Origin of the sequence: Pseudoblastomonas aquimaris, assembly GCF_035481675.1 — a bacterium.
Classification (GTDB): Bacteria; Pseudomonadota; Alphaproteobacteria; order Sphingomonadales; family Sphingomonadaceae; genus Alteriqipengyuania_B.
Genome location: NZ_JAYJJW010000001.1, coordinates 956,543 through 980,109, shown reverse-complemented (window position 1 = coordinate 980,109; position 23,567 = coordinate 956,543). Strand labels below are relative to the sequence as shown.

22 protein-coding genes and 3 tRNA genes are annotated in these 23,567 nt (G+C 65.5%); 12 read left to right on the top strand and 13 right to left on the bottom strand.

What is annotated here, in order from left to right:
• Positions 1 to 37: 37 nt before the first annotated feature.
• Positions 38 to 562, top strand: coding sequence for a hypothetical protein (locus VCJ71_RS04750; protein WP_324639500.1), 525 nt, complete (start codon positions 38 to 40; stop codon positions 560 to 562).
• Between the two features lies 1 nt (position 563).
• On the opposite strand, the gene VCJ71_RS04745 is transcribed toward VCJ71_RS04750, so the two are convergent.
• Positions 564 to 1,073, bottom strand: coding sequence for a hypothetical protein (locus VCJ71_RS04745; RefSeq protein WP_324639499.1), 510 nt, complete (start codon positions 1,071 to 1,073; stop codon positions 564 to 566).
• Between the two features lie 73 nt (positions 1,074 to 1,146).
• Positions 1,147 to 2,826: an energy-dependent translational throttle protein EttA gene (gene ettA / locus VCJ71_RS04740; protein WP_324639497.1), complete on the bottom strand. Its 1,680-nt coding sequence runs from the start codon at positions 2,824 to 2,826 to the stop codon at positions 1,147 to 1,149.
• Positions 2,827 to 3,039: 213 nt separating this feature from the next.
• Between ettA and VCJ71_RS04735 the strand changes: the two genes are divergently transcribed.
• The 5 genes from VCJ71_RS04735 (at position 3,040) to VCJ71_RS04715 (ending at position 10,053) form a co-directional block, all read left to right on the top strand.
• A complete protein-coding gene (locus tag VCJ71_RS04735; protein WP_324639495.1) occupies positions 3,040 to 5,313 on the top strand; it encodes a TonB-dependent receptor in 2,274 nt (757 codons plus the stop codon).
• Positions 5,314 to 5,357: 44 nt separating this feature from the next.
• Complete coding sequence (locus VCJ71_RS04730) at positions 5,358 to 6,728, top strand: M28 family peptidase (protein WP_324639493.1); 1,371 nt, start codon at positions 5,358 to 5,360, stop codon at positions 6,726 to 6,728.
• Positions 6,725 to 7,219, top strand: coding sequence for a PH domain-containing protein (locus VCJ71_RS04725; RefSeq protein ID WP_324639491.1), 495 nt, complete (start codon positions 6,725 to 6,727; stop codon positions 7,217 to 7,219). The genes VCJ71_RS04730 and VCJ71_RS04725 overlap by 4 nt, the downstream gene beginning before the upstream one ends.
• A gap of 71 nt (positions 7,220 to 7,290) precedes the next feature.
• A complete protein-coding gene (locus tag VCJ71_RS04720; protein WP_324639489.1) occupies positions 7,291 to 8,802 on the top strand; it encodes a PH domain-containing protein in 1,512 nt (503 codons plus the stop codon).
• Between the two features lie 42 nt (positions 8,803 to 8,844).
• Positions 8,845 to 10,053 (top strand): GGDEF domain-containing protein, encoded by a 1,209-nt coding sequence (locus tag VCJ71_RS04715; protein WP_324639487.1) that lies wholly within the window; start codon positions 8,845 to 8,847, stop codon positions 10,051 to 10,053.
• Between the two features lie 21 nt (positions 10,054 to 10,074).
• Here VCJ71_RS04715 and VCJ71_RS04710 read toward each other — a convergent pair.
• From VCJ71_RS04710 to VCJ71_RS04695, 4 genes are all read right to left on the bottom strand, one after another.
• Positions 10,075 to 10,151: transfer RNA gene (locus VCJ71_RS04710), tRNA-Pro, on the bottom strand.
• 52 nt (positions 10,152 to 10,203) lie between these two features.
• A tRNA-Ile gene (locus VCJ71_RS04705) sits at positions 10,204 to 10,280 on the bottom strand.
• Positions 10,281 to 10,341: 61 nt separating this feature from the next.
• Complete coding sequence (locus VCJ71_RS04700) at positions 10,342 to 11,346, bottom strand: polysaccharide deacetylase family protein (protein WP_324639485.1); 1,005 nt, start codon at positions 11,344 to 11,346, stop codon at positions 10,342 to 10,344.
• Between the two features lie 40 nt (positions 11,347 to 11,386).
• A complete protein-coding gene (locus VCJ71_RS04695; RefSeq protein ID WP_324639484.1) occupies positions 11,387 to 13,066 on the bottom strand; it encodes a histidine kinase dimerization/phospho-acceptor domain-containing protein in 1,680 nt (559 codons plus the stop codon).
• Positions 13,067 to 13,323: 257 nt separating this feature from the next.
• Here VCJ71_RS04695 and VCJ71_RS04690 point away from each other — a divergent pair, with 257 nt between their 5' ends.
• Positions 13,324 to 13,788, top strand: a complete 465-nt coding sequence (locus VCJ71_RS04690; RefSeq protein ID WP_290135478.1) for an Lrp/AsnC family transcriptional regulator — start codon at positions 13,324 to 13,326, stop codon at positions 13,786 to 13,788.
• A gap of 72 nt (positions 13,789 to 13,860) precedes the next feature.
• On the opposite strand, the gene accC is transcribed toward VCJ71_RS04690, so the two are convergent.
• The 4 genes from accC to VCJ71_RS04670 form a co-directional block, all read right to left on the bottom strand.
• Positions 13,861 to 15,210: an acetyl-CoA carboxylase biotin carboxylase subunit gene (gene accC / locus VCJ71_RS04685; RefSeq protein WP_324639482.1), complete on the bottom strand. Its 1,350-nt coding sequence runs from the start codon at positions 15,208 to 15,210 to the stop codon at positions 13,861 to 13,863.
• A 4-nt stretch (positions 15,211 to 15,214) separates the two neighbouring features.
• Positions 15,215 to 15,673 carry an acetyl-CoA carboxylase biotin carboxyl carrier protein gene (gene accB / locus VCJ71_RS04680; protein ID WP_416379156.1) on the bottom strand — a complete coding sequence of 153 codons (459 nt, stop codon included), beginning with the start codon at positions 15,671 to 15,673 and terminating at the stop codon, positions 15,215 to 15,217.
• A 154-nt stretch (positions 15,674 to 15,827) separates the two neighbouring features.
• Positions 15,828 to 16,262, bottom strand: coding sequence for a type II 3-dehydroquinate dehydratase (locus VCJ71_RS04675; RefSeq protein WP_324639479.1), 435 nt, complete (start codon positions 16,260 to 16,262; stop codon positions 15,828 to 15,830).
• Between the two features lie 129 nt (positions 16,263 to 16,391).
• Positions 16,392 to 16,805, bottom strand: a complete 414-nt coding sequence (locus VCJ71_RS04670; protein WP_290135473.1) for a holin family protein — start codon at positions 16,803 to 16,805, stop codon at positions 16,392 to 16,394.
• Between the two features lie 122 nt (positions 16,806 to 16,927).
• On the opposite strand from VCJ71_RS04670, the gene VCJ71_RS04665 reads away from it, so the two are divergent.
• Together VCJ71_RS04665 and VCJ71_RS04660 are read left to right on the top strand one after the other, a co-directional pair.
• Entirely contained in the window at positions 16,928 to 18,052 is a 1,125-nt protein-coding gene (locus VCJ71_RS04665) for a glycosyltransferase (RefSeq protein WP_324639477.1), read from the top strand.
• Positions 18,049 to 18,600 carry an LbetaH domain-containing protein gene (locus VCJ71_RS04660; protein ID WP_324639476.1) on the top strand — a complete coding sequence of 184 codons (552 nt, stop codon included), beginning with the start codon at positions 18,049 to 18,051 and terminating at the stop codon, positions 18,598 to 18,600. Before VCJ71_RS04665 ends, VCJ71_RS04660 begins: the two co-directional genes overlap by 4 nt.
• Before the next feature lie 7 nt (positions 18,601 to 18,607).
• Here the strand turns inward: VCJ71_RS04660 and VCJ71_RS04655 are convergent.
• Positions 18,608 to 18,684: transfer RNA gene (locus VCJ71_RS04655), tRNA-Pro, on the bottom strand.
• A gap of 160 nt (positions 18,685 to 18,844) precedes the next feature.
• Here VCJ71_RS04655 and yajC point away from each other — a divergent pair.
• Genes yajC through secF form a run of 3 tightly spaced genes read left to right on the top strand, consistent with a single transcriptional unit; the run spans position 18,845 to position 21,786 of the window.
• Positions 18,845 to 19,174 carry a preprotein translocase subunit YajC gene (gene yajC / locus VCJ71_RS04650; protein ID WP_290135470.1) on the top strand — a complete coding sequence of 110 codons (330 nt, stop codon included), beginning with the start codon at positions 18,845 to 18,847 and terminating at the stop codon, positions 19,172 to 19,174.
• 16 nt (positions 19,175 to 19,190) lie between these two features.
• On the top strand, positions 19,191 to 20,798 hold the full coding sequence (secD, locus tag VCJ71_RS04645; protein ID WP_324639475.1) for a protein translocase subunit SecD: 1,608 nt from the start codon (positions 19,191 to 19,193) through the stop codon (positions 20,796 to 20,798).
• Between the two features lie 10 nt (positions 20,799 to 20,808).
• Complete coding sequence (gene secF / locus VCJ71_RS04640) at positions 20,809 to 21,786, top strand: protein translocase subunit SecF (RefSeq protein ID WP_324639473.1); 978 nt, start codon at positions 20,809 to 20,811, stop codon at positions 21,784 to 21,786.
• Between the two features lie 19 nt (positions 21,787 to 21,805).
• Here secF and VCJ71_RS04635 read toward each other — a convergent pair whose 3' ends face one another.
• Together VCJ71_RS04635 and VCJ71_RS04630 are read right to left on the bottom strand one after the other, a co-directional pair.
• Positions 21,806 to 23,020 (bottom strand): glycosyltransferase, encoded by a 1,215-nt coding sequence (locus tag VCJ71_RS04635; protein ID WP_324639471.1) that lies wholly within the window; start codon positions 23,018 to 23,020, stop codon positions 21,806 to 21,808.
• Positions 22,981 to 23,553 carry a helix-turn-helix domain-containing protein gene (locus VCJ71_RS04630; RefSeq protein WP_324639470.1) on the bottom strand — a complete coding sequence of 191 codons (573 nt, stop codon included), beginning with the start codon at positions 23,551 to 23,553 and terminating at the stop codon, positions 22,981 to 22,983. The genes VCJ71_RS04635 and VCJ71_RS04630 overlap by 40 nt, the downstream gene beginning before the upstream one ends.
• Positions 23,554 to 23,567 lie beyond the last annotated feature (14 nt).

Genomic DNA, 23,567 nt, shown 5'->3' with positions numbered 1-23,567 from the left:
CGCTAACCTCGCCGAGAATTGCGACGGGAGCGAAAGAATGGGCGTGATTTTCGGGCGCAAGGGCGTGAACATGGCGGCACCGGCCGGCGGCTCGCCGCAGGGCCTGGCCAATGCGGAGATGAACGAGCGAACGGACGATGCGATCGCGTCGCTCTCACAAGCGCTCGGCATCGATCTCGATTTCGACATTGCCTACATCTTCGCGCCACCGCTCTGGTTCGATCCGTCGATCAAGCGGATGATCGACATGACCGGGATCCAACCCGAATCGCGCGGCAACAAGATGTCGCTGCTGAAAAACCCCCAGTCGGTCGCCCGCTTTGCCGCGATGTCCCCGGACGAGCCGCTGCGCCAGGCACTGGTCGCCAGCGGTTTCGGCATGGTGCAGCACAATCCGCTCGCTGCCAACGGATACAACGACCAGCTGGCTGCCATGCAGCAGAAACAATTGAAGGAATGGGCCGGCCGCAGCGAGCTGTCGGACGATGCGTGCATGTATGCCGTCATCCACCTGCACAAATTTTCCACCGAAGTGATGCAAGGCAAGGTGCCGCTGGGTTAGGTCAGACGTCGTCGCCCGGAGTGACGATGCCGATCACTCGCCGTACCGTGTTGTAGAGCACGGCCACCGTGGCGGCGACCAGCCCGACCATGACGACGCAGGCTGCAAACAGACCATCGTAAAGGCGGATGAACCAGTCCTGCGGCATCTCCTCGAACTCGCCGACTGGTAGGGTAAAGGCGAGGAGCACCAACAGCCCGATCATCAGCGATGCGGTGGCGAGCTTCGCGATAAGGTCGATGCTGCGATAGGTCGCGGCGTCGAATTCTTTCTCCATGCGCCGGATCATCCCGATCAGCGTCAGCATCAGCGCGAGCGTGGTGATCGACGCGGTGACGATGGCGGAGCCGAGGTACAGTCCCGCCCGGCTTAGCGCCTCGATCAACTGTGTCGCCTGGGCGCCCGAATAGACGGTCCCGATCGCCTGCCGCGCGAAATAGCCCAGCACGCACACCAGCAGGAAAGCCGCCGTGGCCCAGCGATGGTTGGAAAGTCCGGAGGCGAATACCATTGACCGCCCAACGGGCGAGGCGGCCTGGGGTTTCGGGAAAGTCCAAGCTCGCCCGAAACCCTTGCCGCTGCGATCAGCGCGTCAGCTTCTTGTAAGCCAACCGCGTCGGGCGGTCCGCAGCGTCGCCCAGGCGGCGGCGCTTGTCCTCTTCGTAGGCTTCGAAATTGCCTTCGAACCATTCGACATGGCTGTCGCCCTCGAAAGCGAGGATGTGGGTCGCCAGCCGGTCGAGGAAGAAGCGGTCATGGCTGATGACCACGGCGCAGCCGGCGAAGTTCTCGATCGCCTCTTCCAGCGCGCGCAAGGTTTCCACGTCGAGATCGTTCGTGGGCTCGTCCAGTAGCAGCACGTTGCCGCCCTGCTTCAGCATCTTGGCCATGTGGACGCGGTTGCGTTCGCCGCCCGACAGCTTGCCGACGTTCTTCTGCTGGTCCTGGCCCTTGAAGTTGAACGCGCCGACATAGGCACGCGTGCTCATGTCGTGGCCGTTGACCTTCATGTAGTCGAGCCCGTCGGAGATTTCCTCCCACACGTTGTTGCTTGGCGTCAGGTCGTCGCGGCTCTGGTCGACGTACCCCAGGTGGACCGTGTCGCCGATCTTGATGCTGCCGCTGTCCGGCTCTTCCTGACCCGTGATAATCTTGAACAGGGTCGACTTGCCGGCGCCATTGGGGCCGATGATGCCGACGATGCCGCCCGGGGGCAGGGTGAAGCTGAGGTCTTCGAATAGCAGCTTATCGCCGAAAGCCTTGGTCAGGTTTTTCGCCTCGATCACCTGGCTGCCGAGACGTTCCGGCACCTGGATGACGATCTGCGCCTTGCCCGGCTTGCGGTCGCCCTGTGCGTCCTGCAGCGCCTCGAATTTCTTGAGGCGGGCCTTGGACTTGGTCTGGCGGCCCTTGGGATTCTGGCGGATCCAGTCGAGCTCTTCCGAAAGGGCCTTTTGCCGGCCACTCTCCTCGCGCTCTTCCTGCGCGAGGCGCTTCGCCTTCTTGTCGAGATAGGTCGAATAGTTGCCTTCGTAAGGGTAATAGCTGCCGCGATCGAGCTCCAGGATCCACCCCACGACATTGTCGAGGAAGTAGCGATCGTGGGTGATCATCAGGACGGCGCCGGCATATTCCTTGAGATGGTTTTCAAGCCAATTGACGCTTTCGGCGTCGAGGTGGTTGGTCGGCTCGTCCAGCAAAAGGATGCCCGGCTTCTGGATCAGCAGGCGGGTGAGGGCGACGCGGCGCTTCTCGCCGCCCGACAGGTTGGAGACATCGGCATCGGACGGCGGGCAGCGCAGTGCCTCCATCGCGATTTCGAGCTGGTTGTCGAGCGTCCAGCCGTCGACCGCGTCGATCTCTTCCTGCAGCGTGCCCATTTCTTCCATCAGGGCGTCGAAATCGGTCTCGTCCGTGGGATCGCCCATTTCGGCGGAGATGGCGTTGAAGCGATCCACCTTGTCGGCGATGTCGCGCGCACCGTCCTTGACGTTTTCGAGCACCGTCTTGCTCTCGTCGAGCTGCGGTTCCTGCGGCAGGTAGCCGACGGTGATGTTCTCGCCCGGCCACGCCTCGCCCTGGAATTCGGTATCGATGCCGGCCATGATCTTCATCAGGGTGGACTTGCCGGCGCCGTTGGGGCCGACGATGCCGATCTTGGCGCCCTGGTAGAACTGCAGGTTGATGTTGCTGAGCACGGGCTTGGGGGCACCGGGGAAGGTCTTGGTCATGCTCTTCATGACATAGGCGTACTGGGCGGCCATGATGGTCCTCGTTCGGGTAATCTGGTTTGCTGGATTGGCCTGCCAGATAGGGGCAGGCGGCGATGCGGGCAAGCCTGTTGGCGGCGCGCGCGGACGTGGCGAAACTGTCACGTCACAAAAGTTAAGTTCGGGATCGATTGTCACGGAATTGACGCAATCGCCCTGCGGTGGAATCCGCGCTCCACCGTCCACCATCGCAAGAGACTTCCCACCATGCTTCGCCCTTCTTCCCGCCTGCTGACTGCATCCTCCGCCATCGCCGCTGTCGCTGCGGGCCTCGCAGTGCCTGCCGCCGCGCAGGCACAATCCGCCTCCGTCGAGGCACAGGAGGAGGACAGCGGCGTGACCGAGATCATCGTGACCGCCCAGCGGCGCGAGGAGAACATCCAGGACGTGCCGATTTCGATCTCGACCGTCAGCGGCGAGGAGCTTTCCGCCGTAACCGGCGCGGGCGCCGATATCCGCGCGCTGTCGGGCCGCGTGCCCAGCCTCAACATCGAAAGCTCGTTCGGGCGCACCTTCCCGCGTTTCTACATCCGCGGGCTGGGGAATACGGACTTCGATCTCAACGCCTCGCAGCCGGTCAGCCTCGTCTATGACGATGTGGTGCTCGAAAACCCGGTGCTGAAAGGTTTTCCGGTCTTCGATCTCGACCGCGTCGAGGTGCTGCGCGGCCCGCAGGGCACCCTGTTCGGCCGCAACACGCCGGCCGGCATCGTGAAGTTCGACACGGTAAAGCCCGGTCGCGGCGACAGCTATGTGCGCGCCAGCTATGGCAGCTACAACACGATCAATGCCGAAGGCGCCGCCGATGTCCCGTTGGGCGCGAATGCGGGCCTGCGGATTTCGGCGCTCTACCAGCACCGCGACGACTGGATCGACAATGTCGACACGGCGCAGGAAGACGATCTCGAAGGGTTCGACGAAATCGCAGCGCGCATCCAGCTGCAGGTGGAACCCGGCCCCGACACCACACTGCGCCTCGTCGGCCAGTATCGCGAGCTCGACGGCACGGCGCGAGTTTTCCGTGCCAACGCGCTGGCGACAGGTAGCAACGAACTGATCGGCCTCGGCGGTCCGGGTATGGAATTCGAGCGTGACCAGGTCCGCGCCGACGGCATCAACTTCCAGGAACTGTCGACCTACAACCTCGGCCTGACGGTCGAACACGATCTCGGCCCCGTCACGCTGACTTCGGTGTCGAGTTACTGGAATGCCGACCTGTTCAGTCGCGGCGACATCGATGGCGGCTTCGGCAATGCCTTCGCGCCGACGATGGGCCCAGGCTTCATCCCGTTTTCGGCTCAGTCGCAGGACAACATCCCCAGCCTCGACCAATTCACTCAGGAAGTGCGCATCGCGTCCAACAACACGGTCGGCCTCGGCTACCAGGCGGGCGTTTTCTACTTCTCCGAGAAGCTGAACATCGAAAGCTTCGATTTCGGCGCACCGCAGGACACGACGCCGGCGGCCGTGGCGCTGCAACGCCAGGAAAGCGATGCCTGGGGTGTCTTCGGCTCGGTCTTCTACGAATTTGCCAGTGGCCTGCGCCTGCAGGGCGGTGTTCGCTTCAACAACGACGAGCGCGACTTCACCGCCTCGCGCCCGACGGACAACCGGCCCGGTTTCCTCGGCTTCGGCGGTCCGGTCGACCCGATCTCGACCTCGGTCGAAGACGACGTGATCACCTGGGACGTGTCCGCCGTCTATCCCGCGACGCCGGACGTGAACCTGTTCGCCCGCGTGGCGCGCGGCTATCGCGCTCCGTCGATCCAGGGCCGCCTCCTGTTCGGGCGCGACCTGTCGATCGCCGACAGCGAAACGACGATGAGCTACGAGGCCGGCATCAAGACCATCCTCGGCGGGATCGCGCGCTTCAACGTCACCGGCTATTATTTCAACACCAGCGACCTGCAGCTGACTGCCGTCGGCGGACAGAACAACTTCACGACCCTGCTCAATGCGGACGAGGTCGAAGGCTACGGTTTCGAAGCGGAACTGGCGGCACGGTTCGACGGGCTGGAGCTCGCCGCCGGCGTGTCCTACAACGAGAACCAGATCAACGATCCCAATGCTTTCGTCGCCGGCTGTGCAGCGCCATGTACCGTGCTCGACCCGGTCCGTGCCGGCAGCCCGGGCATTTTTTCCATCGACGGCAACCAGCTTCCGCAGAGCCCGAAATGGATCGCCAACTGGTCGGCCGGTTACGCCTACCCGATGGGGGACGCCGAACTCTACATCTTCACCGACTGGGCCTACCGCTCCAAGGTGCAGTTCTTCCTGTATGAATCGGTGGAATTCAGCGACGACGAAATGCTCGAAGGCGGCCTGCGGATCGGGTATCGCACCGACCGGTTCGATATCGCTGCCTTCGTCCGCAACATCACCGACGATACGTCCGCCGTCAGCGGGATCGATTTCAACAACCTGACCGCGATGGTGAACGAACCGCGCATCTTTGGCGTGGAAGCCGGCATCACTTTCTGATCCGGGCTGTTTTGCCGCGAGTGACGGCGCGCTATAGGGCGGGCATGAAAACCCTCATGACCGCGCTTGGCGCGCTTTCGCTTTCCCTGTCCGCCCAGCCTGCCGCCGCGCAGGACGACACGCTGCCCGCCGCCGACGTGGCGCTGGAGCGGGACGAGCTCGCGCTCGATTTCACCCGCGGCATCACGACCGAAGTGGGCGCACGGATGCCCGGCACGCCGGACGAGGCGCGCGGGCGCGTGTGGGCGATGCGCTGGCTGCGCGAGAACGGCTTCGCCAACGTGGCGGACGAGCCCTTCATGATGGACACATGGGTGAGGGGAGAAGAGACGGCGCAGATTACCGGCGAGTTCGCGCAGGCAATGGCGGTGACCGCGCTCGGCACCAGCGGATCGACCGGGCCGGAAGGGATCGAAGCCGAAGTCGTCGGCTTTTCCAGCGTCGGCGAGATGATGGCTGCGCCCGACAGGGCGGTGGCGGGCAAGATCGTTTTCCTGACCCACGACATGCGCCCGACGCAGGATGGCTCGGGATACGGGTTTGCTGGCCCGGCACGCTGGGTGGGGCCGGGCTTCGCGGCGCAGAAGGGCGCGGTCGCCACGGTGATCCGCTCCATCGGCACGGACAACCACCGCGTCCCGCATACGGGCGGGACCGGCTGGCCCGAGGGCGTGACGCCGACGGCTGCGGGCGCGCTCAGCAATCCCGATGCGGACAATCTCGAACGCCTGCTGGCGACCGGACGGCCGGTCACGATGAAATTGGTGATGACCCCGCGCATGCTCGGCCGGACGCAGAGCGGCAATGTGGTCGGCGAGATCGTCGGGCGCGATCCTTCGCTACCGCCGGTGCTTGTGGCCTGCCACCTCGACAGCTGGGACCTGGGTACCGGGGCGATCGACGATGCTGCGGGCTGCGGCATCGTGGCGGCCGCGGCAAAGGTCGCGACCGAGGACGGGCCGGCGCTGCGCACCATCCGCGTCCTTTTCGCGGGCGCCGAGGAAACCGGTCTGTGGGGCAGCAAGGCCTATAGCGAAGCGCATCTGGACGAGCCGATCGCGGTGGGTCTCGAAAGCGATTTCGGGGCGGACCGCATCTGGCGCTTCGAAAGCAATTTCGCCGCAAGCAACCCGGCGTTGCACAAGCGCCTCGTCGCCTCCGTCGCCCGCTTCGGGGTCGCTGGCGGCAATGCGGTTGCCACCGGCGGCGCGGACATCAACATCGTCCGCGACCAGGGCGGGGCGATCATCGACCTGCAGCAGGACAGCACGCGCTATTTCGACCTGCACCACACGGCGGACGACACGTTCGACAAGATCGACCCCGTGCAGCTGCGCCAGAACGTCGCCGTCTGGGCGCAGGTCATCGCCATCCTCGCCAATGAGCCCGGCAACATCAAGGGCGACGCCGAATGAGCGATGAGGGCCCGGAGGCGCTCGTTGGCGAGCAGGCGCTGACGCCGGTCCACCCGGACCACAAGAAAGTCCTGCGAATCCGCGCCGTCATCGTCTCGCTGGTGCTGCTGGTGCCGGGCATCATCGGCGAATTCGCGGCGGACGAATTGCCGACCGGTGTCTTCCTGGTCCCGTGGCTTGTTTTCGCTGCGATTTTCGTCTGGCGCGTCCCGCAGCGACGCTGGACCCACAAGGGTTATGCCCATGACGACAACCGCCTGCGGGTGGTGAAGGGCTTCCTGTTCCGCAGCGACACGGTGGTTCCCTATGGCCGCGTGCAGCATATCGACGTGACCCAAAGCCCGCTGGAGCGCGTGTACGATTTGTCGCAGCTGGTCGTGCACACGGCGGGATCGCACAACGCGTCGGTGGTGCTGGAAGGGCTGAAGCGCGAAACAGCGGAAAGCCTGCGCGAGGAAATTCGCGCGCATATCAAGCGCGAGACGCTGTGAGCCAGGAGCCGCAGACAGGCACAGCCGCTGCGCCGTCGGGCGGTGAGGGTCACCGGACGTCTCCCCTGGGCATGGCCGTGAGTGCAGTCGACATGATGCGCCAGATGGTTTTGCCGATAGTCGCGGTGGTGATCGGCACGCAGAATTTCGGCATGACAGTGGGTGTCACCGCCGCGATCGCGGCGACCGTGCTGGTCGTCGCAGTCGGCTCTACATGGCTGCGCTGGAGCCGGCTCAAGTACTTCATCGGCGAAACCGACATCCGGGTGGAAAGCGGGATCGTCAGCCTCGCCAAGCGATCCGTGCCTTACGAGCGCATTCAGGACGTCAGTCTCGAACAGAAGCTGATCCCGCGCCTTTTCGGCCTCGTCGAAGTGCGCTTCGAAACCGGAGCCGGCGGGAAGGACGAATTGCATCTCGCCTATGTTTCCGAAGGAGAGGGCGCGCGCCTTCGCGAACTGGTCCGCCGCAGGCAGGAGGAAGAAGAGGCGACAGCCGGCGGCGCGGAAGAGGTCGCTGAAGAGGCACCTGCCCGGGTGGAAGTGGGGAAACTCCTTTTCGCCATGGGACCGAAGCGCATTTTCACCTTCGGCCTGTTCGAATTTTCGCTGGTGGTCTTCGCGGTGCTCGCCGGTCTGGCCCAGCAACTGGAATTCTTCGTCGATTTCGACATCTGGGATCTCGACCTTTGGCGCGACATCGCCGGGCAGGGATCGGACCGGATATCCAGCTTGGGTCGCATGGGACAGGTCCTGGGGGCCGTCGCCGGCCTCGTATCCCTGATCTTCGTCGGCTTCGCGACGGGCCTGGCACGGACGGCGGCGCGGGAGTGGGACTTTTGCCTGACCCGCACGGCGAAGGGCTTTAGGCGCCGACGCGGCCTTATCACCCGCACCGACGTCCTGATGCCCGCCCACCGCGTCCAGGCGGCGAGCCTCGGCACCGGGCTCGTCCGGCGAATATTCGGCTGGCATTCGCTCAAGTTCGTCAGCCTGGCGCAGGATAGCGGCGCGGCAAACCACGTCGTCGCGCCCTTTGCGAAGCGCGAGGAGATCGACCCCATCGCGGCAGAAGCCGGTATCGACCTGTCGATGGAAGGCCTCGAATGGCTCCAGCCGAGTCCGAGTTACTGGCTCGACAGAACGCTGGTCGTGTCGGCTTTCGCTGCGATTGTCGCTGGCGGCTGGTGGATTTTCGACCGACCGCTGGTCGGCGCGCTTATCCTTTTCGGCGTGACCGCGATTGCAGCCATCGCCAACGGTCTCGCTTCGCTGCGATACCGCCACGTCACGCATGAAGGCCAGCTGTCCATCCGCACGGGGTTCCTATCGCCGCATTATACCGTTGCGCCGCAGGTCCGCCTGCAATCGGTTGAGATTAAGCAAGGGCCGCTGGCGCGGTTTCGCGGCTATTGCGAGGTGCATTTCGGCCTGCCGGGCGGGCGCATGCACATCCACGGCGTGCCGGTCGGAGAAGCCCGTATCCTCCGTGATGCCATCCTGCAGCGGATCGCGCGAACGGACTATTCACGGTTGGACGACCGGAAAAGTCGCCCAATATCCAATCTACTTACGACGACTTAACCAATTTTCCCTATCCCCACTCCCAGCAAGGGGGTCGTTTGGGTGGCACGTGAAGAGATTGTGGGGCTGGTGTTACCGCTGATAGCGGTACTCTTCGCATCCGTATTCCTAATTCTGTGGATACGAACACGGCAGGGCGCGCACCTGCTGACCTATGCCTTTTCCTACACGATGCTGGCGTGCGGGTTTCTCACCTTCCACCTTTTTACCGATCCAACCAGCGTCGCTGCCACCCTGATGATGCACGGGTGCTATTCCATCGGTTGCATGGCGATGATTGCGGGCTTCTGCCGCCGCAGCAAGCGGTCTTTCCCGCTTAAGGCGATGGCATTTGCGGCTGTCATTTCCATGGCGCTGCTGCTGATGGCAACTGCCACGCAAGCCGATATGAATGCGCGGCTTTACGTGGCGAACATGTTCTACGGGCTCGTTTATGCGGTGGGCGCGATGGCACTGGGAGGCGGTGCGGCGAAGGACCCGATGCGCAAGGTTCTGACCTGGATATTCGCGGCGACATCCGCGCAGTTCTTTATCCGGCCGACCATGTCCTTCGTGCTAGCAGGCATCGTCACGGCAGACGATTACCGCGACAGCCCGTACTACGCGATCCTCGTCGTCACGCTGGCATTCTTCTCGCTGGCGACGGCTCTCAGCCTGCTCGGCAGCTTCTTTTACGACCAGCTATCGTCCGACCGCGCCAAGGCGGAGCGCGATGTGCTCAGCGGCCTGTTCCTGCGCCAGCCTTTCGAACAGCGCGCCATCGCGATGCTGGAACGGGCGAAGGATGCCGGGGTCCCGGTCAGCATGGTCGTGGCCGACATCGATCTCTTCAAGCGCGTGAACGACATCTGGGGCCACCAGGCGGGGGACGAGGCGATTGCCGCATTCGGCAGGCTGATCGGCGGAACGGTTCGCGAAGGCGACCTTGCCGGGCGGATCGGCGGGGAGGAATTCTGCATCCTCGTATGGAATTGCACGCTGGACCCGTCGATCGGTCTCGCCGACCGGATCCGCCGCAAGTTCACCGCACAGGAAATCGCCCAGCTGGGGGCGGACACCAGGCTGACTGCCAGCTTCGGTGTGGCGACGTGGAAAATCGGCGAAGGCTACGGCAAGTTCTTCGCCCGCGCCGACGCGGCACTTTATCGCGCGAAGGGCGAGGGCCGCGATTGCGTGCGCGCCGATGGCGATACGGCCGAAGTCGAGCAGCAGGGCCAGCCGGTGGCGCTGGCACGACCTGCGGCTGCCTGAGCCGCTTTATGTCACGAAAATTGGTCGGGGAGACAGGATTTGAACCTGCGACCCCCTGTACCCAAAACAGGTGCGCTACCAGGCTGCGCCACTCCCCGACCGTTCGTGCCACGTGGGCAAGCATCGCTGCATCGGCTGCCGAGGCAGCTGTGGTGGGCCCGGCAGGACTCGAACCCGCGACCTAGCCGTTATGAGCGGCCAGCTCTAACCAACTGAGCTACAGGCCCGATGCGCAGCAATGCGGTGGCCCGCCTAATCGCAGGCCGCGCGATGCGCAAGCGCCCTTCGCTATGCCGGCTGGCGGATGACCGCCTCCATGATCTGTCTGACCGAGGCGTCACGCACCTCGCGCGTGCGCAAGTGGGCGAGCACGCCGCGCCACCAGTCGTAGAGGGAATCAAGGTCCCGCTCGGTCCGCACATACGGGGTGTGGCCGGGTTCTAGGCTGGGGCTGTGGAACGAGAAATTGAGCAGGGGCAACCCGTCGTCCAGCGCGATATCGATCGCGCAGAGTGCGTCGGCCAGGGGCACGCCCTCCGGCGTCAGCGGCAGCCGTTCCAGCAGCCCCAGCCTTGCGAGGATGCCCCGCAGCTCTGGCCGCCGCCACAGGCGCGGATAAATCGCCCGACCCTGTCTGCGGAGCATGCCGGAAAACACCGTCGTCAGCGGCAGTTCGAGCAATTGCTGCGCATCGTCCGCCCAATAGGGCACCAGCGGGTGGTCGTGATAGATCGGACCGCCGCCCCCGGAATAGCCGAACAGCGGCCGCACCGACGTATCGATCGCGATGCCTTCCTTGACCAGCAGGCCGGCGGTATTCGGACCGACACCATACCGGCCGGCGCGATAGATCAGCGGATCGGTGCCGTAAGCTTCCGCGATGGCATCGCGCAGGCGCGACAGTTTCTCATGCTCCAGCTCCTTCGGAAGGTTGCCTGCAAAGCTGTTGTATTGGTTTACTTCCTCTTCGAAGGGAGGGCTCACCCAGGGGTGAAGCTGCACGCCAATATCCGCGCGGCCTGCGCGGACCGCATCGCGCAGGATTGCGGTCGCTTCATCCGAGGTCGCGATTGGATGATCGACGAGATAGATCGGCCGAACGCTCTCGCCTTCGCAGAATTGCTGGAACCGGGCGAGGCGGGGGACATGGCGCAGCGAGTGGCCTTCGCTGCGCAACGGCTGCGACCAGTCGAATTCTTCTTCGGTATCGACGGTCAGGATGAACCGCGGTCCGAACCCGTCGGCGAAACGCGCCTCTGATCCCGGCGGTGGTGGATCGACAAGCGGCTGCATGGTTCCCCCGAAGCGCCGGCAACCCCCTGTCACCGGCGGATCAGGCGCGCTCGGCCTGCTCCGCCTTTTCGCTATGCCCCGCACCCGCTGCGGTCAAGAGCGGCACGCTGAGCACCAGCGTCTCGTCGATCCGGGCAAGATCGCCGCCGATTGCGCGCGCCTCCGCGCGGGCGAGGCGCAAGGCGAAACCCGTGCCGAAGAGGCCGGCGGAAAGTGCGCCCGAAGTGCCGCCTGCCCCGCTGGCGAAGACATCATCGCGGTCGTCGAGCGTGGCGGGCAGGTCGCAGGCGAGGACGAACCGCTTGGGGTCTTCCACGCGCTGCATCGTGGCGGCTTCACCCGGCGCCATCGCTGCACCGAGCGTCGCGACGAGGCGCCAGGCGAGCCGTTCGGCGTCGTCGCGGCCATAGGCCACCGGTGCGCCTTGCGCGTCGCCCTCGTAAGACAGGCGCGCGCTGCGGGTGGCAAGCGAGGGCGCGACCTGCTGGGCCGTGCGGGCGAATATCGCAGCCAGGTCGCTTTCGTCGTCGCCCAGTTCGAGCGCGCCTGTCTCCAGCCGGGCGAGCCGGTCGAGCTCCTCGAACCCGGCGAGGATGCGCGCCGCGTCGCCGGCGATGTTCGCGGCGAGCGCGCGGTATTCGTTGGGACTAGGTCCGAAGACCTGCTGCTGGATCACTTCGGCAAAGCCCTGGATGGCGTTTACCGGCGTGCGCAATTCGTGGAGCAGCTGGCGAATGCGGTCGGCGGCAGTGTTCGCCGGGCGGTCATCGTCCTCGGCAGGCTCGCGGCGCAGGCGGCCGTAGTAACCCGCGAAGCCGCCGGTCGTTTTGTGGAAATACGGTGCGGCATCGATGCGCCAATCGCCCTTGATGGCGGCGGCCCCGTCGAGGGTGACGGGAATGCCTGCCAGCGGCATGCGCCGCGTCATCGTCCCGTCGATCACCGGGCCGCCCAGCCGGGTGCCGACCAGCATCGGCGCATGGTCCGCCTCCGCCCAGACGATCGTGCCCGCCGGGTCGCATTCGAAATCGATCGCATCCGGCGCGTCATCGCCGTGGGCAGCGTCGTTCAGCGGCAGGCGCGGCGCCGCTTCGCTCACTGGCCGGCGACGCGCCTTCTGGAAGGCTTCGATGCGTTGCACCAGCGCGCCGATCTCGCTCTCGACGACAGGCTCCTCTGTCTCGACCGGCTCGTTTGCATCGTCTTGCGCCGCGGGCGCGATGTCCACGAGTTCGAGCGGTTCGTCCTGTGCGTCGTCACCGGGCAGCGGGACGATGTCCGGCTGGGGGAGCACGAGGTCGAGCACGCCGAGGCGGCGCAGCAGCGCTTCCGCCGTGCCGGGCAGGTCGTCGCGGTGGCGGAGATATCCGCGCGCGGCGATGGGTAGCTGCGGGATCAGCTCCAGCCAGTCGCCTTCGCGCAAGGTCGCGCGGGCCATCGCGGCAGCGGCGACGGCAGGCTCCTGTTCCGCGAGGCGAGCGGCGAGGCGGGGCGAGGCGATGCGGAGCGCGGGATCGCGCAGCAGGCCCGCCCGCGTGGCAGCGGGAATGTCAGCTTCCAGCTCGGCCAGCCGGGCATAGGCCTCTTCCATCTGCGCGCCTTCCCGATCCTCGCGCGGGGTGCCGACGAGATCGACGAGCTGGCGGTATTGCGTCCGGCGCGCCAAGTCACCGGTCGCGCGGCTGCGCAATACGGTGTCGAGGCGGTCGTCGAATTGCATTCAGGCTCCGTCGGGCAAGCGAAAAAAGGCTGCGAACACTAGGCCGCATTACGTATGGGTAGCAGGAGAGGGGGCGCCGCCGGTGTGGACAAACACCGTGCGTTGCAAAGCGGGACATTTCTCGGCATAGTTATAAAGTTGTCGCGCGCCGCATTTTTCGTAATAGTTGCGGGGCTGCGGGAAGCATGAAGCTGCGGGAGAGGGCCCGTTTCGCTTTCCGACCCCTAGGGGTCGCGCAACGCTGAGGGGGACGGAAAATGGCCAATCTCGACCAGATCGACCAGCGCCTGCTGGCCGAATTGCAGGACGAGGGGCGAATCACGAATGTGGAGCTGGCCCAGCGCGTCGGCCTGACCGCGCCGCCATGCCTGCGCCGTGTGCGTGCGCTGGAAGAGCAGGGTATTATTCGCGGCTATCACGCCGACCTCGACCCGTCGAAGCTGGGCTTTGCCATCACGGTGTTCGCCATGGTCAGCCTGCGCAGCCAGGCGGAGGACGACCTGCGCGCATTCGAGGATCACATCCAGACCCTGCCCGAAGTGCGCGAATGCCACATGCTCAACGGCGAGATCGACTTCATCCTGAAGATCGTCAGCCGCGACTTGCAAAGCTTCCAGGAATTCCTGACCGGCAAGCTGACGCCCGCGCCGAACGTTTCAAGCGTGAAGACCAGCCTGACGATCCGTACCAGCAAGCACGAACCAGGCGTCCCGCTGGAGTGATGGCAGTCGCCCCATTACTAGGTTAGTTGGGGGCTCCCACCACGTCCGGGCGTCAGTTTCCGGTGGTCCTAGTCAAGCCTCGCGCTCTTTCAGCCATTCTTCCAGCCACTTGATCGTGTAGTCGCCGGCGAGCACATCGTCCTGCTGCAGGAGTTCGCGGTGCAGGGGGACGTTGGTCTTGACCCCCTCGATCACCATTTCCTCCAGCGCGCGCTTGAGGCGCATGATGCACTTTTCGCGGCTGCGGCCGTAGACGATCAGCTTGGCGATCATGCTGTCGTAATAGGGCGGGATCGAATAGCCGGCGTACAGGCCGCTATCGACGCGCACATGCATGCCGCCGGCGGCGTGGTAGTAGGTGACCTTGCCTGGGCTCGGCGCGAAGGTGAACGGGTCTTCGGCGTTGATCCGGCATTCGATCGCGTGGCCGGTGAACGTGACTTCGTCCTGCGTGACCGACAGCGGCATGCCCGACGCAATCTGGATCTGCTCGCGCACGAGGTCGAGGCCGGTGATCGCTTCGGTCACCGGGTGTTCGACCTGCAGGCGCGTGTTCATCTCGATGAAGTAGAACTCGCCGTTTTCCCACAGGAACTCGATCGTGCCCGCCCCGCGATAGGCCATGTCGCGCATCGCCTGCGCGCAGGTTTCGCCCATCCGCATCCGGTCTTCTTCCGACAGGACGGGGGAGGGCGCTTCCTCCAGCACCTTCTGGTGGCGGCGCTGGAGCGAACAGTCGCGTTCGCCGAGGTGGATGGCGTTGCCCTTGCCATCGCCGAAAACCTGGAATTCGATGTGACGCGGGTTGCCGAGATACTTCTCGATATAGACCGTGGCGTCGCCGAATGCGGCCTTCGCCTCGCTGCCGGCCTGTTTCATCAGGCTTTCGAGCTGGTCCTCGCTCTCGCACACCTTCATGCCGCGCCCGCCGCCGCCGCTGGCGGCCTTGATGATCACGGGATAGCCGATATCGGCCGCAATTTTGCGGGCCTCGTCATAGTCGCTCACCGCGCCGTCGCTGCCGGGGACGAGCGGCAGGCCGAGCGCACCGGCGGTCTGCTTGGCCGCGACCTTGTCGCCCATCGTGACGATGTGTTCGGGCTTGGGGCCGATCCAGCGGATGTCGTGCGCCTCGACGATCTCGGCGAACTTCGCGTTTTCGGACAGGAAGCCATAGCCGGGGTGGATCGCGTCGCAGCCGCTGATCTCGGCCGCGGAGATGATGGCGGCCTGGTTGAGGTAGCTGTCGGTGGCGGACGGCGGGCCGATGCACACCGCGTGGTCGGCCAAGCGTACGTGCATGGCATCGGCATCGGCGGTGGAATGCACCGCGACCGTCTCGATGCCCATTTCGTGCGCCGCACGATGGATGCGCAGGGCGATCTCGCCGCGATTGGCGATCAGGATACGCGTAATCGTCATGGGATCAGGCCACCACCACCAGCGGTTGGTCGAATTCGACCGGCTGGGCGTTGGCGACCAGGATTTCCTTCACCGTACCCGATGCGGGGGCCGTGATGGGGTTCATCACCTTCATCGCTTCCACGATGACCAGCGTATCGCCTTCCTTCACGCTGTCGCCGACCTTGATGAAGTCCGCAGCGCCCGGTTCGGGGGCGAGATAGACGGTGCCGACCATGGGCGACTTCACCGCGTCGGCGGCACTGGCGGGCGCTTCGGCAGGGGTAGCATCGGCTGCCGCCGGGGCAGGTGCGGCTGCGGGAGCCGGTGCGGCGGCTATGGCGGGCGCTGCGACCATCGGGGCCGCGACCGCGCCGCGCGATACGCGGACCTTGCGGTTGCCGTCCTCGACCTCGATTTCGGTGAGCCCGGTTTCGGCCAGCAGTTCGGCCAGTTCCCGGACCATGCCGGTGTCCACGTTCATGCCGGACGACTTGCGATCCGTCGGTTTGCTGTCGGCCATTCGTACCCCGTTATGCAGCGAAATTTGCGAGCCGCCGCTATGCTCGCAAGGATTTGGCGGCGCAAGAGCGATGCGCAAGAATGTTGCGCTCTTTCGCCTGCGCTTTGACGCTACGTCAAAGGGCCGCTGCCGCCTCCAGCGCGAGGACGTAGCTTTTCGCTCCGTGCCCTTGGAAGCATTGGCGTGCCGCCATGCCGACATAGGAACGATGGCGGAATTCCTCCCGCGTGGAGGGATCGGACAAATGCACTTCGAATACCGGCGTCACGATCGCCTTGATCGCGTCGAGCAGGGCGATGGAGGTGTGGGTATAGGCCGCGGCGTTCAGCAGGACGGCTTTCGCCCCTTCGGCCTGCGCCTCGTGCAGCCAGTCGATCAGGTGGCCTTCGTGGTTGGACTGGCGCATGTCGATGGACAGGCCCAGTTCGCGGCCCCGGTCTTCCAGCATGCCCGCAATCTCGTCGAGCGTGGTGTCGCCGTAGATCTCCGGCTCGCGCTGGCCGAGGAGGTTGAGGTTGGGGCCGTTGAGGACATAAACGGTATCGGTCATCTGGCGGCCCTTAGCCGATCCCGCCGCAATCGGGAAACCTGTTGGATTGCGGCAGGATCGGCCCGGGGCAGGTCCTATTTCATGGAACACATGGAACACGGTCCTGCGGCAAAAGCGCCGTCGGCCCGATCAGCCTTCCACGCCCTTGATCTTCCCCCACTGGCGCGCGGCGGTGTAGCCGAGATAGCCGGTGCCGAAGAGGGCGTAGAGCGGTTCGGGCAGGCCGTTGAGATAGGCGTTCATGCCGGCGGCGATTTCCCGCGCGGTGTCGGGGTTGAACGCGGCGAGCACGCCCATCGGCAGCGAAGCGAGCAGCATGGTATACATCACATAGAGGAAGCTCGGCCGTGCGCGGCTGGTCCACGGATCGCGGCTGCCGGCCTCGGCAACGATGGCAGCAAGGCGGACCTCGATCGTCTTAAGCTCCTGCGTGCCTTCGAGCTTGATGAGCTCCAGCTTGGCCCGCTCGCGCGCTTCCTTGTCGGGGATTATCTTGTCGATGATGCTGGCGATGGGGCCGATGAGGGAATCGATGATGGACATGGTAACGCTCCTGACTGGATGGTGGAGCCAAGCCAGATAACCAAAACGGTTCGCGTAGGAAAACGGGGGCAGCCGCCGGCGCATGCTTGTTTCCGGGGGCGGAATTGCGGACAAGCCGTGGCGTGAACGGCCAGATTCTCTCGGTTGCCGGCAAGCGAATCGTGCTGCTGACCGCTTCGGCCTCGCGCCTGGGCGGCGGGGTCGCGGAAGCGGTCATCGCCCATGCGCGCATGCTGCGCGGTCTTGGGGCGGAGCCGGTGGTCCTCGCCCTCGATGACGAGCATGGGGAGGAGGACCGTCCGCGTTATGGCGACGTCCCGCTGCGGCTCGTCGGGGTGCAGGGGCCTCGGCGTTTCGGCTACTCGCGCTCCTTCAGGCGCAACCTGGATGCGCTCGATCCGGACCTCGTCCACTTGCACGGCATCTGGATGTACCCTTCGAAGGCCGCGCTCGATTGGCGACGGCGGACGCGAAAGCCGTTGGTCATTTCGCCCCACGGTATGCTCGCCCCGTGGATCACGGCGCGCGGGCGGCTGCAGAAGGCTGTGGCGCGGGCGCTGTACGAGCGCAGCGGCTGGCGCGAGGCGAGCGTCATGCACGCGCTGACCGGAGCGGAGGCGAAGGACATCGCGTCCGAAAGCGGCCGCACCGACAGCGCGGTCATTCCCAACGCCGCACCCGTCATGCCGCGCGGGGCCGACTTCCGCCCGCCGATGGTGCTCTACCTGGGCCGGATCCACCCGAAGAAGAACCTCGGCGCATTGCTGGGTGGGTGGGACATGGCCGACAAGCCCGACAGCGCGCGACTGGTCATCGCCGGGTGGGGGGCACCGGAAGATGTGGCGCAGCTCGAGAAGCGCGTGGCAGCTTCGCCCGATGGGGAGTTCGTCGGCCCCGTGCACGGGCAGGCGAAGAAGGCTCTGGTCGGCGAAGCGCGTTTCATGGTGCTGCCCTCGCTCAGCGAAGGCCTGCCGATGGCGATCCTGGAAGCTTGGGCAGCGGGCACGCCGGCGTTGATGAGCGAGGAATGCAACCTGCCCGCAGGCTTTACGGCCCGCGCGGCGATCCATTGCGGTACCGATGCAAGCCGTATCGCTGCCTCGCTGACAAAGGCGCTGGCCATCCCTGTCGCAACCTGGCGCAAGATGTCGCAAGCCGCGACCGGCCTTGCGCAAGGCCCCTTCGCGCCCGAAGTCGTGGCGCAGGAGTGGGCGGCGCTTTATGCGCGCTTGATGGAGAACGCATGAGCGAGCGCCCGGTTTTAGATCCGCTGTCCGGTCCGCCGGCTTTCCCCCTGCGCAACAAGCTGGCGCGCGTTGTCTGGATGGCCGCGTGGCTGGTCCTCGCGCGCTGGACCCCTCCGCCTTTGCACGGCTGGCGGCGCTTCGTCCTGCGGCTGTTCGGGGCGCAAATCGGCGCGGGAACGCGCATCTATGCCAGCGTGTCCGTCTGGTTGCCGCGCCACCTTGTGATAGGGGAGCGATGCCTGGTCGGGCCGGGCGTGCGGCTTTACAACCAGGGCCGCATCACCATCGGCGACCGCTGCGTTATCAGCCAGCGCGCGCACTTGTGTGCCAGCACGCACGATCACCGGGACCCGGCTTTCCCGTTGGTGAGCCGGCCTGTCGACATAGGCGACGGTTGCTGGATCGCTGCCGAAGCCTTCGTCGGCCCCGGTGCCATTATGGAGGACGGTGCGGTCCTCGGAGCGCGCGGCGTGCTGAACGGCACCGCGGAAGCCGGCGCGATCTACGCCGGCAATCCTGCAATCAGGGTCGGTGATCGAGGGGGGTGAATTCCACTGGTCGGGAAGACAGGATTCGAACCTGCGACCCCCACACCCCCAGTGTGATGCGCTACCAGGCTGCGCTACTTCCCGAGCAGTGGAGGCGCGCCTATAGAAGCGGCTCTTGATAATGGCAAGCAGCCGCGTTGCGCGCATATTGCATTGCTGCTAGGCGCGCCCATCTGATTTCGCGAGGGAGGGGCCGGAAGGCGCCGACCGTGTGCGACCAACCCGTTTTTCACGAGCTTACTAGATGACCACATTCATTCTCGCCGCCGCAACATCGGGTGCGGAAGCGCCGCCCGCATGGATGCAGTTCGCACCGCTGGTGGCGATGGGCCTGATCTTCTATTTCCTGTTGATCCGCCCGGGCATGAAGCGCCAGCGCGAACATCGCGAGAAGGTGGAAGGCTTGAAGAAGGGCGACCAGGTCGTCACCGCCGGCGGGCTGGTCGGCAAGATCACCAAGGTCGACGATCACTATGTCACCATCGATCTTGGCGGCGGCACCAAGGTGCAGGCCGTGCGGCACACCATCGGCGACGTGATCGATCCGGGCACGAAGCCCGCCGCGAACGACTGAGGACGGGGCACGAACGATGCTCGATTTTCCGCGCTGGAAGAAGATTTTCCTCTGGGCCATAACCATCGCGGTGATGGTCGCCGCGCTGCCTTCGCTGGTCAGCGTCGCGGGGGGCGACTGGCCCGAAGAGAGCCTGCCCGATCCCGAAGTCGCCCTGGGTCTCGACCTTGCCGGCGGCAGCCACCTGCTGCTGGAGGCGGAAGCTTCGCAAGTCGCGCAGACGCGACTGGAATCGCTGGAAGGCTCGGTCGAAAACGCGCTCGACGATGCTGATCCGCGCATCCGCTTCGGCGACATGTCGACCAGCAACAACCGCCTGAGCTTCATCCTCGACGATCCCAGCCAGCTCGATGCGGCGCGGGAGGAATTGCTGCCGATCCTGTCCGGCACCGGCGTAACGCGCGACTGGGACCTTGCGGTGTCCGACGGCAACCGCATCACGCTGACTCCGACGCAGGCCGGTTTCGACGCGGCGGTGAACACCGCGCTCGACGCCGCGACCGACGTGGTACGCCGCCGTATCGACGGCCTTGGGACGCGCGAGCCCACCATCATCCGCCAGGGCGACACCCGCATCGTGGTGCAGGTGCCGGGCTTCAACGATCCGGAGGGGCTGAAGACGCTGCTGGGCGAAACAGCGCAAATGGAATTCAAGCTGGTCGACCCCGAACGGCAGGAGCCCGTGCCGATCGCACAGGCCGCCATCGCGCCGGCCGGCATGCAGTTCCTGCCGTATGACGAGGAGGACGAGATGGCCGGCTATGGCCACTATGTCCGTCGCCTCGGCGGGATTTCGGGCGAGCGGCTGACAAATTCGCAGCAGGGCTTCGACCAGCAGACCAACGCGCCGGTCGTGAACATCCAGTTCGACGGGCAGGGCGGGGCGCAGTTTGCCCGGCTGAGCCGCGAGAACGTGGGCCGCCGGTTCGCGATCATCCTCGACGACAAGATCATCTCCGCGCCCAGCTTCGAAGAACCGATCCTCGGCGGCGCGGCGCGCATTTCCGGCAACTTTACCGTGGACAGCGCCAATGCGCTGGCGATTTCGCTGAATTCGGGCGCGCTCCCGGTCGACCTGACCGTGGTGGAAGAGCGCACCGTGGGCCCGGACCTGGGCGCCGATTCGATCCGCAAGGGCGTTGTCGCAATGTCGATCGGCAGCCTGCTGGTCGTGCTGCTGATGATCGCCACTTATGGTCGCTTCGGCGTCTATGCGACGATTGCGCTGGTCATCAACGTGCTCATGATCCTCGGCATCATGGCGGTGATGGGCACGACGCTGACCCTGCCGGGCATCGCGGGCTTCGTGCTCACCATCGGTGCGGCGGTGGACGCCAACGTGCTGATCAACGAGCGCATCCGGGAAGAGCGCAAGAAAGGCAGGCGGGTCTTCGCCGCGGTGGAGAACGGCTATCGCGAGGCCAGCCGCGCGATCTACGACGCCAACGTGACCAACTTCATTGCCGGCGTGCTGCTGTTCCTGTTCGGCTCCGGCCCGGTGCGCGGCTTTGCTGTCGTTCTCATCATCGGCCTGTTCACTTCCGTTTTCACCGCCGTCGTGCTGACCCGCATGTGGGTCGCCGGCTGGCTGCGGGCCAAGCGCCCCAACGACCTGGCACTGTGAGGGTCTGAGAATGCGTCTGCTCAAGCTCGTCCCCGACGATACCAACATCAAGTTCCTGAAATGGCGCGTGCCGTTCTACGTGGTCAGCCTGATCCTGATCGCGCTGAGCTGGTTTTTCGTGGTGAACAACGGCCTAAACTACGGCGTCGATTTCGCCGGCGGGCAGGAAGTCCGCGTGACCTTCGAAGGGCGCGAGGAAGCGCCGATCCCCGAATTGCGTCAGCAGATCGGCGCACTCGGCTATGGCGACCCGGTCATCCAGCGTTTCGGAGAGGCGAACCAGGTGTCCATCCGCGTCCGCCTGCCGGCCGAGGCGGAAGGCGTGCCCGGTGCCGCGACCGCCATCGGTAACGAGGTGATCGGCGCTATCGAAGGCGAATACGACCAGGTCCGGCGCGACGGCAACGACACCGTGTCGGGCAAGGTCGCCAGCGAATTCCGCGAAAAGGCGGGCCTCGCCCTCCTGGCGGCCATGCTGGCCATCGCGCTCTACATCTGGGTGCGCTTCGAATGGCAGTTCGGCGTGGGCGCCCTGTTCGCGCTGTTCCACGACGTGTCGCTGACACTGGGGCTGTTCGCGCTGTTGCAGTGGGAATTCAGCCTGCAGATCATCGCCGCGATCCTGGCGATCATCGGCTATTCGCTGAACGACACCATCGTGGTCTACGACCGCATCCGCGAGAACCTGAAGAAATACCGCAAGATGCCGGTTCCCGAACTGCTCGACCTGTCGGTGAACGAGACGCTGGCGCGTACCGTGATGACCAGCCTTACGCTGCTCGTCGCGCTGATCCCGCTGCTGTTCTTCGGGCCGGAAAGCCTGTTCGGCCTGACCGCCGCCATCGTACTCGGCATTTTCGTGGGTACCTACAGCTCCGTCTACATGGCCGCGCCGATCCTGATCTGGCTGGGCGTGACGAGCGACAGCTTCGTGCCGCAGGAAACCGAGGCCGACCTCCAGGAGCGCAAGGCTCGCGGGGAAGCCTGACCGCCGGAAGTTCGGCAGGTCAGACGGTCAAACGGTCGAAGTGTTTGGCCAGCGCCGCGGCGTTGGCTTCCCAGCTGAAGCGCTCCGCCATGGCGACGGTCGCCTCGCGCACCGGCATGTCGGCGGCTAGGTCGCGGACGGCAGCGGCGATGTCCGCGCTGTCGCGCCTGACGATGAGGCCTGCATTGCGGCTCGTGACCACCTCGGCAGCGCCGCCAGCATCGGTGATGACCAGCGGCGTGCCGCAGGCCAGCGCCTCGATCCACGCATTGGCGAGACCTTCGCTGGAAGAGGGCAGGACCATGAGGTCCGCCGCCGACAGCAGGATCGGCATGATGTTGTGGTCGAGCGAGCCGGTAAAATGGACGCGATCGGCCACGCCGAGCCCGGCCGCCTGAGAGCGCAATTTCGCCTCGTGCTCCCCGCGCCCGACGAGCAGCAGGCGCGCCCGCGGCAATTCCGGCAAGGCCCCGATCACGAATTCCTGACCCTTTCGCGGAATGAGCGCACCGACGGTCGCCAGCAGCAAGTCGTCGTCCGCCAGCGGTATGCCGAGCTCCTTGCCGAGGCGCGGGCGGATTTGCGTGTGGTTGAGCGGGCGGAAGCGGTTCCGGTCGAGCCCGGTGTAGTGGATGGCGATCTTGCCGCGCGGCAGGCCGATGGCCGCCATGTCGCGTGCCAGAGCTTCGCACACGGCGAGCAGGCCGTCCGCACGTTCGGCCGCCCGCACCATCGCCTTGCGACCGTAGGCTTTCGCGCCCCAGTAATGGATGTCCGCCCCGCGCGCCTTGATCGAGAGCGGCAGGTCCAGTGCCTCCGCAATGCGCGCGGCGGCCGGGCCATCGGGATAGAAAAACTGCGCATCGACGAGGTCGAAGGGGCGATCGGCATGCAGGCGCCTTGCCAGCGGCAGCACGGTGCGCGCGAGCAGCGCAGGGTTGAAACGGCCGCCGAATTTCGGGATCAGCGGGAAGATGGGGCGTTGGACCTCGACCCCGTTTTCCGCGCCGTCCTCCGCCGCTTCTGCCAAGGCACGGTACTTGCCGAACCTTACGGGCGGCACGCCGATCGGGTTGACGACGGTCACGTCCCAGTCGCCCCGCGCCGCCAGCGCTTCCAGCGAGCGCGCGACGAAGGTTCCGAAGCGGGGCTGTGCCGCGTTCGGGTATAGCGTCGATAGCGACAGGACCCGCTTCAAAGCGGGCGGACCAGCATGGTGGCGATGGCGAGCCATGGCGGATTGTCGACCACCTGCTGTTTCTGCCCGACGCCGGGCGGGAGGATGCCGACCAGCGTTCCCTGCCGGTCGATCAACCGCCCGAAGGCAAAGCGCCCGCCGGCGCGCGGGACCAGCACATCGCGGTTGACGAAGCTGCCGGCTTCTTCCGGATCGGCGCGGCGCAGCCAAAGCTGGTCGCCTTCGCGATATTCGCCTTGGGAGGCTTCCACGATCAGGCAGACCATCGGGACATTGCCGGCCAGTTCGCTCGGCAGGATCGCCTCGCGCGGCTTGGCGAGCGCCTCGGCGCCCGCGTTGGTCAGCGCTGCGATCACTTCGGGTGCATCCGCGCTTTCGCTACGGATCAGGCTTTCGGGTTCCACCCCCAGCGCCTTGCCGATCCGGTCCATCCATGCCGTCGAGAGCGTGCGGGTGCCGGTTTCCAGCCGTCCGACCGTCTGCGGCGTCGTTGCGGGATCGCAGGCGACGGCAAGCTCTGCCAGGGTCATGCCCTTTTCCTTGCGGATCGAACGGATGCGATTGATCATGCCGGGGGCTCCAA

Bases quoted from the DNA above. Each gene is read 5' to 3' on its own strand.
- VCJ71_RS04720 (WP_324639489.1), top strand. From the start codon at position 7,291: ATGGCCGTGAGTGCAGTCGACATGATGCGCCAGATGGTTTTGCCGATA.
- VCJ71_RS04670 (WP_290135473.1), bottom strand. From the start codon at position 16,805: ATGTCCATCATCGATTCCCTCATCGGCCCCATCGCCAGCATCATCGAC.
- VCJ71_RS04630 (WP_324639470.1), bottom strand. From the start codon at position 23,553: ATGATCAATCGCATCCGTTCGATCCGCAAGGAAAAGGGCATGACCCTG.
- VCJ71_RS04745 (WP_324639499.1), bottom strand. From the start codon at position 1,073: ATGGTATTCGCCTCCGGACTTTCCAACCATCGCTGGGCCACGGCGGCT.
- accB (WP_416379156.1), bottom strand. From the start codon at position 15,673: ATGAACGTGGACACCGGCATGGTCCGGGAACTGGCCGAACTGCTGGCC.
- VCJ71_RS04660 (WP_324639476.1), top strand. From the start codon at position 18,049: ATGAGCGAGCGCCCGGTTTTAGATCCGCTGTCCGGTCCGCCGGCTTTC.
- VCJ71_RS04690 (WP_290135478.1), top strand. From the start codon at position 13,324: ATGGCCAATCTCGACCAGATCGACCAGCGCCTGCTGGCCGAATTGCAG.
- VCJ71_RS04735 (WP_324639495.1), top strand. From the start codon at position 3,040: ATGCTTCGCCCTTCTTCCCGCCTGCTGACTGCATCCTCCGCCATCGCC.
- yajC (WP_290135470.1), top strand. From the start codon at position 18,845: ATGACCACATTCATTCTCGCCGCCGCAACATCGGGTGCGGAAGCGCCG.
- secF (WP_324639473.1), top strand. From the start codon at position 20,809: ATGCGTCTGCTCAAGCTCGTCCCCGACGATACCAACATCAAGTTCCTG.
- VCJ71_RS04695 (WP_324639484.1), bottom strand. From the start codon at position 13,066: ATGCAATTCGACGACCGCCTCGACACCGTATTGCGCAGCCGCGCGACC.
- accC (WP_324639482.1), bottom strand. From the start codon at position 15,210: ATGACGATTACGCGTATCCTGATCGCCAATCGCGGCGAGATCGCCCTG.
- VCJ71_RS04700 (WP_324639485.1), bottom strand. From the start codon at position 11,346: ATGCAGCCGCTTGTCGATCCACCACCGCCGGGATCAGAGGCGCGTTTC.
- VCJ71_RS04730 (WP_324639493.1), top strand. From the start codon at position 5,358: ATGAAAACCCTCATGACCGCGCTTGGCGCGCTTTCGCTTTCCCTGTCC.
- secD (WP_324639475.1), top strand. From the start codon at position 19,191: ATGCTCGATTTTCCGCGCTGGAAGAAGATTTTCCTCTGGGCCATAACC.
- VCJ71_RS04675 (WP_324639479.1), bottom strand. From the start codon at position 16,262: ATGACCGATACCGTTTATGTCCTCAACGGCCCCAACCTCAACCTCCTC.
- VCJ71_RS04750 (WP_324639500.1), top strand. From the start codon at position 38: ATGGGCGTGATTTTCGGGCGCAAGGGCGTGAACATGGCGGCACCGGCC.
- VCJ71_RS04635 (WP_324639471.1), bottom strand. From the start codon at position 23,020: ATGGCTCGCCATCGCCACCATGCTGGTCCGCCCGCTTTGAAGCGGGTC.
- ettA (WP_324639497.1), bottom strand. From the start codon at position 2,826: ATGGCCGCCCAGTACGCCTATGTCATGAAGAGCATGACCAAGACCTTC.
- VCJ71_RS04725 (WP_324639491.1), top strand. From the start codon at position 6,725: ATGAGCGATGAGGGCCCGGAGGCGCTCGTTGGCGAGCAGGCGCTGACG.